General features: G+C 60.8%; 13 protein-coding genes. 4 read left to right on the top strand and 9 right to left on the bottom strand.

The genetic code is table 11. The annotated features are described in order from the left end of the window. Positions 1-149 precede the first annotated feature (149 nt). On the top strand, positions 150-1286 hold the full coding sequence (locus NPS29_RS25770) for an AGE family epimerase/isomerase (RefSeq protein WP_274136127.1): 1137 nt from the start codon (positions 150-152) through the stop codon (positions 1284-1286). 125 nt (positions 1287-1411) lie between these two features. Here NPS29_RS25770 and NPS29_RS25765 read toward each other — a convergent pair whose 3' ends face one another. The 8 genes from NPS29_RS25765 to NPS29_RS25730 form a co-directional block, all read right to left on the bottom strand. After that, on the bottom strand, positions 1412-2185 hold the full coding sequence (locus NPS29_RS25765; RefSeq protein WP_274136125.1) for an SDR family oxidoreductase: 774 nt from the start codon (positions 2183-2185) through the stop codon (positions 1412-1414). A 905-nt stretch (positions 2186-3090) separates the two neighbouring features. Next, on the bottom strand, positions 3091-3807 hold the full coding sequence (locus tag NPS29_RS25760; protein ID WP_274136123.1) for an ABC transporter ATP-binding protein: 717 nt from the start codon (positions 3805-3807) through the stop codon (positions 3091-3093). Continuing rightward, positions 3804-4679, bottom strand: a complete 876-nt coding sequence (locus NPS29_RS25755) for an ABC transporter ATP-binding protein (RefSeq protein ID WP_274136122.1) — start codon at positions 4677-4679, stop codon at positions 3804-3806. The genes NPS29_RS25760 and NPS29_RS25755 overlap by 4 nt, the downstream gene beginning before the upstream one ends. Continuing rightward, positions 4679-5974, bottom strand: a complete 1296-nt coding sequence (gene livM / locus NPS29_RS25750; protein ID WP_274136120.1) for a high-affinity branched-chain amino acid ABC transporter permease LivM — start codon at positions 5972-5974, stop codon at positions 4679-4681. The genes NPS29_RS25755 and livM overlap by 1 nt, the downstream gene beginning before the upstream one ends. A gap of 3 nt (positions 5975-5977) precedes the next feature. Continuing rightward, positions 5978-6892, bottom strand: a complete 915-nt coding sequence (locus NPS29_RS25745; protein WP_274136118.1) for an ABC transporter permease subunit — start codon at positions 6890-6892, stop codon at positions 5978-5980. A gap of 184 nt (positions 6893-7076) precedes the next feature. Then, complete coding sequence (locus NPS29_RS25740; protein ID WP_274136116.1) at positions 7077-8210, bottom strand: branched-chain amino acid ABC transporter substrate-binding protein; 1134 nt, start codon at positions 8208-8210, stop codon at positions 7077-7079. Between the two features lie 358 nt (positions 8211-8568). Further along, the gene (locus tag NPS29_RS25735; protein ID WP_274136114.1) at positions 8569-9852 is read right to left on the bottom strand and encodes an L-pipecolate oxidase; all 1284 of its coding nucleotides are present in this window, start codon (positions 9850-9852) and stop codon (positions 8569-8571) included. Between the two features lie 162 nt (positions 9853-10014). Continuing rightward, positions 10015-11505, bottom strand: a complete 1491-nt coding sequence (locus NPS29_RS25730; RefSeq protein WP_274136112.1) for an L-piperidine-6-carboxylate dehydrogenase — start codon at positions 11503-11505, stop codon at positions 10015-10017. Positions 11506-11667: 162 nt separating this feature from the next. Between NPS29_RS25730 and NPS29_RS25725 the strand changes: the two genes are divergently transcribed. The 3 genes from NPS29_RS25725 (at position 11668) to nadE (ending at position 14966) form a co-directional block, all read left to right on the top strand. Next, on the top strand, positions 11668-12573 hold the full coding sequence (locus NPS29_RS25725) for a LysR family transcriptional regulator (protein WP_274136110.1): 906 nt from the start codon (positions 11668-11670) through the stop codon (positions 12571-12573). A gap of 302 nt (positions 12574-12875) precedes the next feature. Next, on the top strand, positions 12876-14075 hold the full coding sequence (gene pncB, locus NPS29_RS25720) for a nicotinate phosphoribosyltransferase (RefSeq protein ID WP_274136108.1): 1200 nt from the start codon (positions 12876-12878) through the stop codon (positions 14073-14075). A 63-nt stretch (positions 14076-14138) separates the two neighbouring features. Continuing rightward, positions 14139-14966 carry an ammonia-dependent NAD(+) synthetase gene (gene nadE / locus NPS29_RS25715; RefSeq protein ID WP_274136106.1) on the top strand — a complete coding sequence of 276 codons (828 nt, stop codon included), beginning with the start codon at positions 14139-14141 and terminating at the stop codon, positions 14964-14966. A gap of 227 nt (positions 14967-15193) precedes the next feature. On the opposite strand, the gene azu is transcribed toward nadE, so the two are convergent. Further along, positions 15194-15640: an azurin gene (gene azu, locus NPS29_RS25710; RefSeq protein ID WP_274136104.1), complete on the bottom strand. Its 447-nt coding sequence runs from the start codon at positions 15638-15640 to the stop codon at positions 15194-15196. Positions 15641-15839 lie beyond the last annotated feature (199 nt).

Genomic DNA, 15839 nt, shown 5'->3' with positions numbered 1-15839 from the left:
GCCGGCAAGCCGTGCTGCTACGGAGCGTCTTCGCCAGTTGGATCGTGATCGCGGGCAAGCGCGCTCCTACAATTGATCCGCTTCTGACTCAAAATCCCCGCCTCCTGCTACCATGTCGCGCAATTTGCCTCCTGCCGTGACGCCATCCAATGCCAGACGCTTCCCTCCCCGCCGCCAAGCCTGAACTGTCCGCTGTGTTCCAAGCCGTGCAGCAGCACTTCATGCAAACGATCGTGCCGCTGTGGCAGGGGCCGGGCTGGAATGCGGACATGGCGCTGCCCTATGAGGCACTGGATGCGGCGCACCAGCCATTGCCGCCCCAGCGCTATCGCGCCATGGCCTGCGCGCGGCAGTTGTTCCTGTTTGCCAGCTTCATCGGCAACCCTCAGGTGCCGGATGCCGAGGTGCGCGCCGCCGCGCTGTTCCGCTCCCTGCAGCGGCATTTCCACGATGCCGAGCATGGCGGCTGGTTCTACAGCGTCGATCCCCAGGGCGCCCCGCTGGACCGCCGCAAGGACCTCTACACCCACGCCTTCATCATCTTTGCCTGCGCGCATTACTGGGCCAAGGTGCGCGAGCCGCTGGTTGAATCAGTGCTCAACGCAGCGCTGCATGTGGTTGCCGAGCAGTTCGCCGATGGCGATGGCCTGTATGAAGCGGTGCTGAACGAGGACTGGACTTCGCTGGACGCAGGACCTCTGCAGAACCCCTTGATGCACTTGGCCGAGGCCTTTCTGGCGACGCTGGAGGTGCGCGAAGACGCTGACACCCTCGCCGCCCTCGACGCACTGGCCGAAGCCATGCAGCGACGCTTTGTGGATGTCGCCCACGGCGTGATGCTGGAGAAGCCGCTGGACGCTGTGGATAACTGGTCAGAGCCTGGGCATCAGTTCGAATGGTTCTATCTGCTGGAGTCCTCAAAGCATCTGCGCGGCACACCGCTGCATCGCTCGCTGACCACGGCATTCGCCCACGCCCAGGCGCAAGGCGTCGATGCGCTTACAGGGGCGGTGGTGGCGATGTTGGAGGTGGATGGATCAGTCAAAGATGGCACCCAGCGCATCTGGGCCCAAGCCGAGTACCTGCGGGCACTGACCCTTCGTCCTGACAGTCAGGCATTGCTGGCGCGCCAGTTGAACGCCTTGCAGCAGCGTTTTCTGCATGCAGGCGGCTGGAACGAGTGCCTGGATAACCAAGGCCAGGTCAGCCGCAGCGACATGCCCTCGACCACGCCGTATCACCTGGCGACCTGCTATATCGGTTTGGCTGAATACTTCAGCGCCTGACATATATCTTGTGGGAGCGGGCTTGCCCGCGAAGACGGTCGGGCAGTCACCATTGTTCTATGAACTCAGCCCTATTCGCGGGCAAGCCCGCTCCCACAGGTCATGCGCAGCAGCGAGATCCAGCCTTACTTCGTCTCACCACGGGTACGGTCAATCGCAAAGCCAGCCCAGGTCTGGCTCACTGGCATCAGCTCCAGGTTGTTCACGTTGACGTGGGCCGGGGTGTTCATGATCCAGAAGATCGTCTCGGCGATGTCCTGCGGCTGGATCGGCTCGGCGCCCGCGTAGGTGGCGTCGTACTTGGCCTGGTCACCGCCGAAACGCACCAGCGAAAACTCGCTTTCGCACAGGCCTGGCTCCAGGTTCGTCACGCGCACGCCAGTGCCGATCAGGTCGTTGCGCAGGTTCAGCGAGAACTGACCGACGAACGCCTTCGAGCCGCCATACACGTTGCCGCCCGGATACGGATAGTTACCCGCCACCGAACCCAGGTTGACGATGCTCGCGCCACGGCCGTAGGCGATCAGGCGCGAAAGCAGCAGGCGGGTGGTGTAGACGAGGCCTTTGACGTTGGTGTCGATCATGGTGTCCCAGTCATCCAGATCGCACTTGGGCGCAGGGTCGATACCCAGGGCCAGGCCCGCGTTGTTGATAAGTCCACGGATCTTGGCGAACTCTGCCGGCAGGCCGTCGATGGCCTTCTCCATGGCGGCGCGATCACGCACGTCCAGCGTCAGGGTGTGGACCTTGGTCTGCTTGGACAGATCGGCCTTGAGGGCCTGCAGGCGGTCTTCGCGGCGGCCGGTCAGCACCAGCGACCAGCCCGCCTCTGCAAAACGTCGTGCGCAGGCTTCGCCAAACCCGGAAGTGGCGCCGGTGATGAAGACGGTGGAAGTCATGTAGTTCTCCTGACTGGGTTTGCGGCCTTATCGGTATAAGCCCTGGGTAAACGCAAGCGGCGTTGCGCGTAGGAAAGTTCTGGAGAATGCCCGCCCAGACGGCTCAGGATCAAGTCCGCTGGCAACAATCGTCGTACAACTTCATGAGACGATCCCGCTGTACAAAAAACGTACAACTCACGCAAAGCCTTATGCCATATGGCCTGCAAGGGGTTTTGCCCACCTTATCCACAGCCACACGCACAATCTCTGGGGGCAACTCGAAAAGGTCAAAGCCGCGGCATGCGCGGGCTGTGGGCAAGTTTTCGAGCTTTTTCTGTTGACTCGCTGAAACGTATCTGCAAGCAAATCGACAGCAAAACTGCACACTCGGTCAGCCCTGTGCGCTGCAACCTAGAGATTGCGCTACCTGCGGCGCTATTTCCAACGGTTGCACACAGACTTATCCACAGGCTTGATCGGCTCATAAGCTGTATAAAAAACCAGCCCTCAAAGCGTTGACAAATACCCTCGAAATACCGGCCGAAACCATTGATCAAATATTAACCAACATCCTGAAAGCCACGGAAACAAAGGCTTGTAGCCAACTGCCACCAACTTATTCACAGCCACACCCACAGTAAAACTGAACAAGTCAAAAGCATGACAAAACAACCATTTACAGCGGCTATATGTCGCGGTTTGGCGGTTGTCGAAAATTGTTTTCCACAATTTGACTGTACCCATGGATCTGTAGCAGCACGGCTTGCCGGCGGGAGCGGTGTGTCAGCGAATACAGAGGTATCTGACACACCGGTCCCGCCGGCCAGCCGTGCTGCTACGGATCTGGTCCGGACCGTAGAATGCAAACGCCCCGGGAGATTTCTAACCCGGGGCGTTTTGTTATTGCGAGACCGCTGCAGGAATCAATGCCCGCCGAGGTAGGCGTTCCTGACTTCCTCGTTGGTCAGCAGCTCCTTACCGGTACCTGTCAGGCGAATCTCGCCGTTGACCATCACATAGGCGCGGTCTGACAGTTTCAGGGCGTGGTTGGCGTTCTGCTCGACCAGGAAGATGGTCATGCCGGTTTGCGCCAGTTCACGCAGGGTGGCGAAGATCTGTTTGACGATGATCGGCGCCAGGCCCAGGCTCGGTTCGTCCAGCAGCAGCAACTTGGGCCGGCTCATCAGCGCGCGGGCGATGGCGAGCATTTGCTGCTCGCCCCCGGACATGGTCATCGCCCGCTGGTTACGCCGCTCCTTGAGGCGCGGGAACAGGTCGAACATGCGCTGCATGTCTTCGCTGGCGTATTTATCCCCAATCGGGATGGTGCCCATCATCAGGTTTTCTTCCACCGACATGTCGGGGAACACACGGCGGCCTTCCGGCGACTGCGCGATGCCGTTGGACGCGATGTAGTGCGACGACTTGTGGGTGATGTCGGTGCCCTGATAGATGATCTGCCCGCTGGCGGCACGCGGCTGGCCGAAGATCGACATCAGCAGCGTGGACTTGCCTGCGCCGTTGGAGCCGATCAGGCTGACGGTCTCGCCCTCGTCGATATGCATCGAGACTTTTTTCAGGGCCTGAATCGGCCCGTAGTACACGTCGATCTCTTTCAGTTCGAGGATCGGCTTACTCATACCAATTCCTCTTCATCAGCACCCAGGTACGCGGCGATCACTTTCGGATCGTTGCGAATCTGTTCCGGCTTGCCCTTGGCGATCACGTTGCCGTGGTCGAGTACGACGATATCGTCGGAAATGCCCATGACCATGCCCATGTCGTGCTCGATCAGCACGATGGTCATGTCGTGGTCGTCGCGCAGGTGGCGAATCATGCCGCTCAGCGCTTCGGTTTCCTGCGGGTTGAGGCCTGCGGCCGGTTCATCCAGGCAGATCACCTGCGGACGGGTGCACATGGCGCGGGCGATCTCCAGGCGGCGCTGCTGGCCGTAGGAAAGCTCACCGGCCAGGCGGTTGGCGCAGTCCACCAGATCCACCACTTCGAGCCAGTAGAAGGCCGTGTTCATGGCGTCTTCTTCGGCCTTGCGGTAGCCCTTGGTATTGAGGATGCCCGCGATCATGTTGCGGTTGACCCACATGTGCTGGGCCACCAGCAGGTTCTCGACCACTGACATTTCCTTGAACAGGCGAATGTTCTGGAAGGTCCGCGCCAGGCCTGCGCGGTTCACCAGGTGGGTGCCGCCGAACATCTTGTAGAACAGCCGGCTGCCGAAACGCTTGGGGGATGCGAAGTCCGCAGCCTGGAACTGCTCGCCGAGCAGCTGGATGACGTTGGTTTTCTTGCCCCGCGCATTGAGCTCGATCTTGCCGCCGGTGGCCTTGTAGAAGCCGGTCAGGCAGTTGAACACAGTGGTCTTGCCCGCGCCGTTGGGGCCGATCAGGGCGAAGATCGAATTGCGACGCACCTCAAGGCTCACGTCGCTCAGGGCCTTGATGCCACCGAAGTGCATCATCAGGTTTTCCACGGACAGAACGATTTCGTCGCTCATCACGCGCCCTCCACTTTGGCCAGCACGCCTTTGCGTGGGCGAACACCGGTACGGCTGATGCGGATCAGGCCACGGGGGCGCCAGATCATCATCAACACCATCAGGATGCCGAACAGCAGCACGCGGTACTCGGCGAAGCTGCGCAGCATTTCAGGGGCGACGGTCAGTACGAACGCGGCGATCACCACGCCCACTGTCGAGCCCATGCCGCCGAGCACGACGATGGCCAGGATCAGCGCGGATTCGAAGAAGGTGAACGAGGTCGGGTTGACGAAGCCCTGGTAGCTGGCGAAGAACACCCCGGCAAGACCTGCGGTCGATGCACCGATGGTGAACGCCGAGAGCTTGACCAGTACGTGGTTCAGGCCCATGGAGCGGCAGGCGATCTCGTCTTCACGCAGGGCTTCCCAGGCGCGGCCGACCGGCATGCGGGTCAGGCGATGCTTGATGTAGAGCACGGCCAGCACCACCAGGAACAGCACGGCGTAGATGAAGATGAATTTCAGATCCGGGTTGTATTCGAAGCCGAAGTACTCGTGGATCGGAATGCCACCGTCTTTCGCACGGCGACCGAATTCCAGGCCGAAGAAGGTTGGCGAAGGCACCGGCACGCCGTTCGGGCCGCCGGTGAACGACAGCCAGTTGTTGAGCACCAGGCGAATGATTTCACCGAACCCCAGAGTCACGATGGCCAGGTAGTCACCGTGCATGCGCAACACCGGGAAGCCCAGGATGCAACCGGCAAACGCAGCAGCGATGGCTGCCAGCGGCAGCGCCGACCAGAAGCCCAGGCCCAGGTACTGATAACCCAGCGCCAGGCCGTAGGCGCCGATGGCGTAGAACGCCACGTAACCCAGGTCGAGCAGGCCAGCCAGGCCCACCACGATGTTCAGGCCCAGGCCCAGCAGCACGTAGATCAGGCCGAGGATGACCACGGTCAGCACATACTTGTCGGCGAACACCGGGAATATCACGGCGATCAGGATCATGATCGGAATGATGAACCGCAGGCGGGTCTTGTAGCCAGGCGGCAGCACATGCACGCCCGAACCCGAGCTTTCGAAGCTCTGGGCGATGGCCATGCCCTTGGGCGTCTGCAGGTACAGGCTCATCAGGAAGCGGCCGACCACCACCACGCCCACCAGCATGGCGACTCGTTTGGGTTCCATATTGAAGCCGTAACCGTCGAGCACGACGCCGACGATAGGGCCGAACACGATCAGCGCGAGCAATCCGGCGATTACCGCGTCAATCAGGCTTTGTTTGATATCGATGGGTTTGACAGGAGCAGACATGGTTCACACCTTCGCCACGAGTGGGCGACCCAGCAGGCCTTGAGGACGGAAGATCAGGATCAATACCAGCAGGCCGAAACTGAACACGTCTTTGTAATCGGAGTTGATGAGACCCGAGAATTGCGACTCGGCAACCCCCAGGATCAACCCGCCCAGCATGGCGCCCGGCAGTGAGCCGATACCACCCAGCACCGCCGCAGTGAACGCCTTGATGCCGATGACGAACCCGGCGAAGAAGTCGAAGGTGCCGTAGTTCAGGGTAATCAGCACACCGGCAAGGGCCGCCATGGCTGCACCGATGACGAACACGTAGGAGATGATCCGGTCGGTGTTGATGCCCAGGATCGACGCCATCTTGCGGTCCTGCTGCGTGGCGCGGCACATCCGGCCAAGCTTGGTGTACTTGATGATGTAGGTCAGCACGCCCATGCCGATGAAGGCGGCCACCAGGATGAAGATCTTGGTGTAGGTGATCTGCACGAAGCCTGTGCCAACGTCGAAACGCATGGCCCCTTCAAGCAGGGTCGGAACGCCTTGCTGACGTGGGCCCTGAGCGATCTGCGCGTAGTTCTGCAGGATCAGGGAAATACCGATGGCGCTGATCAGCGGTGCCAGCCGCGTCGAGTTGCGCAGCGGCTTGTAGGCCACACGCTCGATGACGAAGCCGTACACACCGGTCACCACAATGGTGAAGATCAGCGTGCCGAGAATCAGGAAGGGAAACGACTCGATACCGAAGAAAGACAGCACGGCCAGGCCGATGGCTGCGAGGTAGGCGGAGATCATGTACACGTCGCCGTGGGCGAAGTTGATCATGCCGATGATGCCGTAGACCATCGTGTAACCGATGGCGATCAGGCCGTAGACCGAACCCAGAGTCAGGCCGTTGACCATTTGCTGCAGGAAAATACCATCCATCACGCACGCTCACGAACTTTAAAGGCCGTCCCGGCGCGCACCGGTCATCTCCTCGTGAGAGATTTCGGGACGTGCTCGGTGGCAACAGAAGAAATCCGGTGCTGGCGGGCAGCACCGATTACCGGATACGGCCGCTTGCGGATTGAAAGCCCGCGAGACGGCCGTTTCCGACTAAGCGCTCAACTCACTTCTGCTTTTCGAGCTGGTGGTATTTGCCGTCCTTGTCCCACTGATAGACCACGTAGTCAGAGACTTTCAGGTCGCCCTTGGAGTCCCAGGCCTTTTCGCCCATGACGGTTTTCACAGGGTGGGACTTGAGGAACTTGGAAGCGTCTTCGCCCTTGTTCGACTTGGCACCGTTGAAGCCGGCAGCCAGGGCCTGGACCGAAGCGTAGGCGTACAGGGTGTAGCCTTCAGGCTCGTAACCGGACTTGCGGAACTCCTCGACCACCGCCTTGCTGTCTGGCAGCAGGCGCGGGTCGGCGCCGAAGGTCATGTACACGCCGTCGACGTACTGAGCGCCGCCAGCGGTGGTGACCAGTTCGTCAGTCACAACACCGTCGTCGGACATGAACTTGACGTCTTTGAGACCTTGTTCACGCAGTTGGCGAACCAGTGGACCGGCTTCCGGGTGCAGGCCGCCGAAGTACACGACGTCGGCACCGGCGCCGCGAATCTTGGTGACCAGGGCGCTGAAGTCTTTCTCGCCGCGGGTCAGGCCTTCTTCGAGCACCGGCTTCACGCCACGGGCGGTCAACTGTTTGGCGGTGGCGTCTGCCAGGCCTTTGCCGTAGGTGTCCTTGTCGTTGATGACCGCGACTTTCTTGCCCTTGAGCACGTCGACGATGTAGTCGCCGGCGACGATGCCTTGCTGGTCGTCACGGCCGCACATGCGGAACATGGCACCCAGGCCGCGCTCGGTGACTTGCGGGTTGGTGGAACCCGGAGTGATCGCGATGATGCCGGCTTCGTCATAGACTTCCGACGCCGGAATGGTGGAAGAAGAGCAGAAGTGACCGACCACGCCGGCAACTTTCTCCTGGGACATCTTGTTGGCCACCGCTACGGCCTGTTTAGGCTCGCAGGCGTCGTCGCCCTGGACCAGGACGATTTTCTCGCCGTTGACGCCGCCCGCCTTGTTGATCGCGTCGGCAGCCGCCTGGGCGCCTTTCATGTATTGCAAACCGAAGGAGGCGTTGGCGCCTGTCATCGGGCCTGCAACGCCAATCTTGACGTCAGCCTGTGCAAAAGTAGCCGCACCCATTGCAGTAGCCACTGCGAGTGCCAGAAAGCCTTTCCTGTAAAACGTCTGCGACATGAGTTGGTGCTCCTAGGTTTTTTTAATTAGCACTGCGACCACACAGATGCTCTGAGCAAGTGGCGTGCCATCGGTTTTTTATTCTGAAAAAAGTCGTCGTCTTGTTGTTATTCGACTGATTCGGGCCCTTTTTTACTGGGCGTGCAACCGTCTAAACCGCGCAAGGTGCAACCCTGCGCCTTGTGAAGAGCAACCCTCCTGAATAAATCGCGCAACCACGCCAACCTGACCTGTACAACCCTGTTGTTACAAGCTGCGTCACCGAACTGCACACCGCAGGTGCGGATACGCTACGGGACGCACCATTTCAGGTTAGTGGATGCGCGAAAAAGCGTCGTTTTGTGAAGGAAATTTCGTGTCAAATCACGATTCTGAGACATTGACCCGCATGGTATAGCGAAAAGCCAGCTTCATATAAAGAGCTGCGAAGGCCAATACCGGAAAGTGGCTGCATCGGCGTGAACGGAATCGGCAACACGCTCGCATCACCCTTGCACAGGTAATCGGCGAACGCCTTGCCCACCACCGTCCCCGTGGTGTTGCCGCGCCCGTTGTAACCTGCCACCGCGACCAGTCCTGGTGCAGGTTCAAACATGCGCAACAGGTGATCGGGCGTGAAGCCGATGCAACCGGTCCAGGTGCATTCCCACTCGACCTTCTTCAGGTACGGGAAATAGTGCTGCTGCACACGGTCGGCCCAGGCCTTGAGAAACCACGCAGGCTTCTGGTTGCCATTGCCCAGGCTGCCGAGCAACAGGCGCCCGTCGGCGTCACGGCGAATGCTGCTGAGCACCTGGCGGGTGTCCCACGAGCCTTGTCCGCCCGGCAGGATTTGCTGCGCGGCGCCCTCAGTGAGCGGTGCCGAAGCGATCTGATAGTAATAACCGGGGAAGAAGCTGCGGCGCAGGTCGGTCCATTCGCCTTCGGTGTAGGCGTTGGAGGCGATGACCACCTGAGTGGCGACCACCGAGCCGTTTTCCGTGACCACGCACCAGCGCTGGCCCTGGCGCTCCAGGCGTTTGACCGGCGAATGATCGAAGCGCTGGCCGCCAAGGGAGGTGACGGCAGCGGCGAGGCCACTGGTGTAGGCCATCGGGTTGATGGTGCCTGCACGGTGATCGAGCAAGGCGGCGGTGATTTCCCTGGTGCCGGTCGCCTCCTGGCAGGCCTTGCCGGTGAGCAATTCGATGGGCGCGCCACGGCGCTTCCACTGTTCTTCGCGACTGCGCAAATCCAGCACGCCCTTGGCGTTGTGCGCCATGTGCAGCGTCCCTTTGCGCGTGGCCTGGCAATCGATGCCGTATTTCTCGATCAGGCTGAACACCAGCGACGGCGCGTTGCCGAGCATGGTGTTGAGCTGGCTGCCGACCTTCTCGCCGAAACCTTCTTCGATTTCGTCGGGAGGAATCCACATCCCGGCGTTGACCAATCCTACGTTGCGCCCCGAACCGCCCTGGCCGGTGCGATGGGCTTCGACGATGGCTACCGTCTTGCCCTGTTCAAGCAGATGAATCGCCGCTGACAACCCGGTGATGCCCGCGCCGATCACGCAGACATCTGCCGTTACCTCGCCCCTCAACGCCGGCGCCTCAGGCCTCTGCGGCGTCAGCGTTTCCCACAGACATTCTTCGCGTAGCGGCATCGCAAAACCTCGGAAAGGACAAACGATGATTCAAATTCAATGTTGCTTGGTCTGACGCTATCGCGAGCAAGCTCACTCCTACAGGATCAACGCAACCTTGTAGGAGTGAGCTTGCTCGCGATCAGGTTAACGCGGTGCAACAGTTACACCGCGTCAAGGGCATCAATCAAAGGTAATCCCCTGCGCCAGCGGCAGCTCGCGGGAATAGTTCACGGTTGCGGTCTGGCGACGCATGTAGCCTTTCCACGAATCAGAACCCGACTCACGACCACCGCCGGTTTCCTTCTCGCCGCCGAACGCGCCGCCAATCTCTGCACCACTCGGGCCAATGTTGACGTTGGCGATGCCGCAGTCGCTGCCCAGTGCCGAGATGAACTGCTCGGCTTCACGCACGTCGGTGGTGAAAATGCACGACGACAGGCCCTGCGGCACGTCGTTGTTCAGGCGCACGGCGTCGGTGAATTCGTCGTAGCCGATCACGTAGAGAATCGGAGCGAAGGTTTCGTGGCGGACCACGTCGCTCTGCTCCGGCATTTCGACGATGGCAGGCGAGACGTAGTAAGCGTTAGGGAAGGTGTCCTGCAACTGGCGCTTGCCGCCGAAGACCTTGCCGCCTTCGCTCAGGGACTGCTCCAGCGCTTCCTGCATGTTTTCGAAGCTTTGCTTGTCGATCAGCGGGCCGACCAGGTTGCCTTCCAGCGGGTGACCGATGCGCACTTTGGCGTAGGCGGTCTTCAGGCGCTCGACGAACTCGGCCTTGACCGAGTTGTGGGCGATCAGGCGGCGCAGCGTGGTGCAGCGCTGGCCGGCAGTGCCCACGGCGCTGAACAGTACGGCGCGCACGGCCAGGTCCAGGTCGGCGCTCGGGGTCAGGATCATGGCGTTGTTGCCGCCCAGCTCCAGAATGCTGCGGGCGAAACGCGCGGCGATCTTCGGCGCCACTTCGCGGCCCATGCGGGTGCTGCCGGTGGCGCTGATGAGCGCAACGCGGGCATCGTCCACCAGCGCTTCGCCAGCTTCACGACCGCCGATCACGCATTGAGTCAGGTACTGCGGGGCGTCGGCGAATTCGGCCGCGACGCGGTCGAACAGCGCCTGGCAGGCCAGTGCGGTGAGCGGGGTCTTTTCCGACGGTTTCCAGATCACCGAGTTGCCGCACACCAGCGCCAGCGCGGTGTTCCACGACCAGACCGCGACCGGGAAGTTGAACGCCGAGATCACGCCGACCACGCCCAACGGATGCCAGGTTTCACGCATGTGGTGGCCAGGGCGCTCCGAGGCGATGGTCAGGCCGTAGATCTGCCGAGACAGGCCCACTGCGAAATCGCAGATGTCGATCATCTCCTGCACTTCGCCCAGGCCTTCCTGGGTGATCTTGCCGGCTTCCCAGGAAACCAGCTCGCCCAGATCGGCCTTGTGCTTGCGCAGGGCTTCGCCGAACAGGCGTACGAGTTCGCCACGACGCGGCGCCGGCACTTTGCGCCAGGCCTGGAAAGCGTGCTCGGCACGGGTGATGCGCTGTTCGACTTCAGCGCCGCTTTCCCAACTGACCGAAGCGATCTTGCTGCCATCGACGGGCGTGTGAACGGGCTTGTCGCCTTTCTGGTAAAGAGCAGGGTCGACACCAAGGCGGGTGAGCAGGTCGTTGAGCATGATTTCTCCTGGATGCTGGTGCGCCGAAAGCGCGAACGCGGAATGCAAAAATGCAGGTAAATTTTCAGCCTCTAGTAATAGCTGGCCTTACGCACTCCAACAAACGACGATTAAGCGAGATATCATTCCGTTTTTTCATGCTGAACCCGAGCACGCCCGAATATGCTGAACAAACGCCATTTGCCGTCGGTCACTGCGCTGCAATGTTTTGAAGCCGTGACGCGCCACCTGAGCTTCACCCGTGCAGCCGAAGAGCTGAACCTGACCCAGAGCGCGGTCAGCAAGCAGGTCGCGCAACTCGAAGAACTGGTGCAGCACCTGCTGTTCAGGCGGGTTCGGCGACGCCTGCAATTGACACCGGCCGGGGCGCTGTATCTGGGCGAAGTGCGCAAAGTCCTGACGCAGATGGAAATGTCGACGCACTTCTTGCGCTCCTACGGCGGCGAGACGGAAGTGCTGCGGGTGTCCACGCCTTCAACCTTCGGCGCGCGCTGGCTGGTGCCCCGGCTCAAGGGCTGGCGCCTGCGCCATCCGCACATTCATCTGGATCTGGTCAACGAACAGGACAGCGACGACCTGGTGCAGAACCGCTGCGATGCCTCGTTCTACTTCGGCCAGGGCGCCCGCCCCGGTGCAGAGAGCGTGAGGCTGTTCGGCGAGGAGCTGGTGCCGGTCTGCTCCCCCGCCAGCCTGCCCGACAAACCTTTCACCGATCCCACGCAACTGGCGGACCTGGTGCTGCTGCAAACCGCCCACCGCCCCCAGGCCTGGCACGAATGGTTCGAAGATCAGGGCTACCAGACCGAACACAGTTACCACGGCCCGCGGTTCGAAACCTTCTACATGTGCATTCGTGCCGCGCAAGTGGGCTGCGGCGTAGCGCTGTTGCCCAGGTTTCTGGTGGAGGAAGAGCTGCAGGACGGCAAGCTGGTCATCCCCTGGGATCATCCCATGCCCAGCCGCGACGCCTATTACCTGGCCTACCCCGAGCACACGGCGGACGTGCCCAAGGTTCGGGTGTTCGTGGAGTGGATGCTGGAACAGTTGAATGAGCCTACGCCACAGTAAGTACCTGGACCTGTAGGAGTGAGCTTGCTCGCGATAGCAATCGTTCAGATACAACGGCGTATCTGACACACCGCTATCGCGAGCAAGCTCACTCCTACAGGGGTCGTGCAGAATTCAAGAAACGGATGATCGATAGGTCGGCGAAGTTCGCTGAAACATTTCTGCCCCAAGCCGCGCGTGACTGGCATTATGTCCGTCATCGTCAATAACAGGCCGGACGTAGTGCCAAAAGGCCGTATGCGACACCGAACCAAATTCCATGGGCCGCGCCTTGGGCGGCCACCGCTGGCTGGAGCGACACAATGAGTGAGAGCGCTTTCGCAGATCGCGTCGTGCAGAACCTGCTCGACACCGACCTCTACAAGCTGAGCATGATGCAGGCTGTGCTGCACAACTACCCCAACGTCGAAGTCGAGTGGGAGTTTCGCTGCCGTAATCACGAAGACCTGCGCCCGTACCTGCCACAGATTCGCCAGCAGATCGAACAACTCTGCGACCTGTCCCTGAGCCTGGAAGAAACCGGCTTTCTGGAACGCATCAACTTCATGAAGCCGGATTTCCTGCGCTTTCTGGGACTGTTCCGTTTCAACATGCGCTATGTCACGACCACCATCGAAAACGACGAGCTGTGCATTCGCCTGGCAGGCCCTTGGCTGCACGTGATCCTGTTCGAAGTGCCGGTGCTGGCCATCGTCAGCGAAGTGCGCAATCGCCACCGCACCCCGGACACGCTGCTCAGCCAGGCCCGGGACCAGCTCTATCGCAAGTTCGACTGGCTGACCGCCTCGGCCACGGCCGATGAACTGGCGGAACTGAAAGTCGCCGACTTCGGCACCCGCCGGCGTTTTTCCTATGCCGTGCAGGAAGACGTCGTACGCGCGCTGAAGCAGGATTTCCCCGGCCAGTTCGTCGGCACCAGCAACGTGCACCTGGCGCGCAAGTTCGACCTCAAGCCGTTGGGGACCATGGCCCATGAATGGATCATGGCGCACCAGCAACTGGGCCCACGGCTGATCGACAGCCAGATCGCCGCCCTCGATTGCTGGGTCCGCGAATACCGTGGCCTGCTGGGCATCGCGCTGACCGACTGCATCACCACCGACGCCTTCCTGGGTGACTTTGACCTGTTCTTCGCCAAGCTCTTCGACGGCTTGCGCCACGACTCGGGCGATCCTGTGCAGTGGGCCGAAAAGTGCATCAGCCATTATCAGAAGCTGGGCATCGACCCCATGACCAAGACCCTGGTGTTTTCCGATGGCCTGAACCTGCCCAAGGCGCTGGACATCTTCCGTGCGCTGCGGGGCCGGATCAACGTGAGCTTTGGCATCGGCACCAACCTGACCGCCGATGTGCCGGGCGTGCAACCGATGAGCATCGTGCTGAAAATGACCGCCTGTGCCGGCCAGCCCGTCGCCAAGATTTCCGACGAGCCCGGCAAAACGCAGTGCAAGGACCCGGAATTCGTGTCCTACCTGCGCCACGTATTCAAGGTGCCAGCTTGAGTCGAGCACCCGTTGCGCCTTCTTTGAATGCCTATTTTTCCCTTTCCGCATAAGGAGTGAATCATGCAAGCCGTACAGCTCCAGATCGCCCGTGAGCTCAAGGTCCAGGCTCCCTTCGCAGGCCCCGCAGAGCTTGAAGCCGAAGTCGCGCGGCGCATTCAGTTCATCAAGGACTGCCTGCACAACGCCCGCCTGAAAGTGTTGGTGCTGGGCATCAGCGGCGGCGTCGACTCGCTGACCGCAGGCCTGCTGGCCCAGCGCGCCGTGCGCGAACTGCGCGAAAGCACTGGCGACAACGCCTACCAGTTCATCGCCGTGCGCCTGCCGTACCTCATCCAGCACGACGAGCACGAAGCCACCGCATCGGTCGACTTCATCAACCCGGACGAGCGTCACACCGTGGACATCGCGCCATCGGTCAAGGCGCTGGTCGAGCAGGTCAAGGCGTTCGAAGGCCAGTCCGACGCAGCGGTGGATTTCGTCAAGGGCAACGTCAAGGCCCGCACCCGAATGGTGGCGCAGTACACCATCGCCGGGGCTCGCGCAGGGCTGGTGATCGGCACTGACCACGCGGCCGAGGCGGTGATGGGGTTCTTCACCAAGTTCGGTGATGGCGCCTGCGACCTGGCACCGCTGAGCGGGCTGGTGAAGAATCAGGTACGCGCCATCGCCCGCAGCTTCGGGGCGCCAGAGAATCTGGTGGAGAAAGTGCCGACGGCGGACCTGGAAGACCTGGTGCCGGGCAAGCCCGACGAGGCTTCACATGGCGTGACCTACGTCGAGATCGATGCGTTCCTGCACGGTGAGCCGGTGCGTCAGGAAGCGTTCGACATCATCGTGAACACCTACCGCAAGACCCAGCACAAGCGGGATTTGCCGTACGCCCCATGATGCACGAACGCCTGTAGGAGCGCGCTTGCCCGCGATGGCGGTGTGTCAGACCCATCCTCGCGATCTGGAAGATCGCCATCGCGAGCAAGCTCACTCCTACAGGACAGCGGTGTGTCAGTCGATGCATAGGTGCCTAATCTACCGCCGTCGCGGGCAAGCGCGCTCCTACAGGGCAGGTGGTGTGTCAGGCAATGCATTGTTGCCAGACACGCCGCAAGGCCCTGGAATCACTTCAGGGTAATCGTGCCCTTCATCATGCTGATGTGCCCGGGGAACGAGCAGAAGAAGCCGTACTTCTCGGCCGGGTCCAGCTTCGATACGTCGATGGTCAACGAATCCGATTCCTTCGCGCCGATGATCTTGGTGTGCGCGATCACCCGGGCGTCGCCCTCTTTCAGGTAATCCTTGTCGATCCCGGCGCTCAGGCCGTCGGTGGCGATGGGCTGCATGTCGGCTTCCTTGCTGACCACCAGGTTATGGCCCATGACGTTCTTCGGCAGGCTGCCGGAGTGTTCCAGCTTGACGGTGAACTCCTTGCAGCTCTTGTCGATTTCGATGGCCTTGGTGTTGAAGGACATCTGGTCGGTGGAGTCGACGGTCACCGAACATTCAGCAGCCAGCAGGTGGCCGCTGGCCAGGGTCAGCAGGGATGCAGCAACGAGCTTGCGAATCATGATTGAGTCTCCTGAATGGGGTTGCTCTTGTTTTTTGTATACAAAGAGTGCCTGAACTTTAAACAATTTATCAACCGAAGATTATGAAACCTGTCTGGGTGGCGTCTATCAGGGCCATCGAGACAATCAAGCAGCCAAGGATACAGTGTCCTCCTAAGATGAGTTTGTCACTCATCAATCAGGACGAATTTCATGCAAC

This window comes from Pseudomonas putida, assembly GCF_028682175.1.
In the GTDB taxonomy this organism is placed as follows: domain Bacteria; phylum Pseudomonadota; class Gammaproteobacteria; order Pseudomonadales; family Pseudomonadaceae; genus Aquipseudomonas; species Aquipseudomonas putida_AD.
Note: the sequence above shows the minus strand (reverse complement) of the source record. Positions and strands in the feature narration are given on the sequence as shown.